Source organism: Frankia sp. AgKG'84/4 (assembly GCF_023242965.2).
Classification (GTDB): Bacteria; Actinomycetota; Actinomycetes; order Frankiales; family Frankiaceae; genus Frankia.
This window is the reverse complement of the sequence record NZ_JALKFU020000896.1, coordinates 1-843: the sequence shown is the minus strand read 5'-3', so window position 1 is coordinate 843 and position 843 is coordinate 1. Positions and strand designations below refer to the sequence as shown.

Annotated in this window: 1 protein-coding gene; it reads right to left on the bottom strand. The window is 76.9% G+C overall.

Annotated elements, in window-relative coordinates:
* Positions 1-242 precede the first annotated feature (242 nt).
* On the bottom strand, positions 243-843 hold a 601-nt coding region (locus tag MXD58_RS25895; protein WP_250610336.1), incomplete at its 5' end, for a hypothetical protein.

The window sequence follows — 843 nt, the reverse complement described above, 5'->3', positions numbered from 1 at the left end:
GCCCAGGCGTCACGGGCGGGGCCGGTCGGCGTCCCCCCGGCCGGGGCTGTCCCCGACTCGGGGAGGGAGGGCGGCGGCACGCTCGGCCCGTCCGCCGGGCGAGCCCACGGGCTGTGCTCCTGACCACTCACCGCCCACCACCGTCCGAGACCGCGAGATCGGTCTGGCGACCGCCCCGAACGGTAGTACCACGCGGCGCAGACGACCGCATGGTCGCCGCGAGGGATCACCGGATCGGGCGACTACCTCCGCCTGGACGCCGCGGGCGACCGCGGGCCGGCCTGCAGGAGGATCGCTCCGACCAGCGCCACGACGCCGGATCCCAGCGTCAGGGTCAGACCGGCCTCGGGGACGATCGCGATCTGGTCCGCGGACACCGCCCGGAACGAGGCGAGCGTCGGCGGCCCGTACATCCGGTCGAACACGGCGACCACGATGATCGCGGCCGACACCAGCCGGGCGGTGAGGAGGTCCGCGCCGCCGGGGCCGAATGGCCGATGGGCGAGCCGGCCCACCGCGATCAGGGCGACCAGCACGGCCAGGACCAGGACCAGCCGACCGTCCCCGACCACGACCCCGCTGAACGTCCTGGTCTCGTCCCGGCTGGTCATGGTGCTCCACGGCAGGGTGCTGCCGATGGCCGCCCCGGCCGCACCGACGATCATCGCCAGTGCCGCCGCCGACCGCACCTGACCCGGCTCGGCGCGCGGCGCGTCTGCCTCGGCCGGGACCGGCCCCGGGCTGCGATGGCCGCCACGCACCGACGCCGCTGGCTCCAGCCGCGGCTGCGGGGGCCGCACGTCGTGCCGCCGGGCCGTCCCACTGCCGTCACGGGTGGCGTCC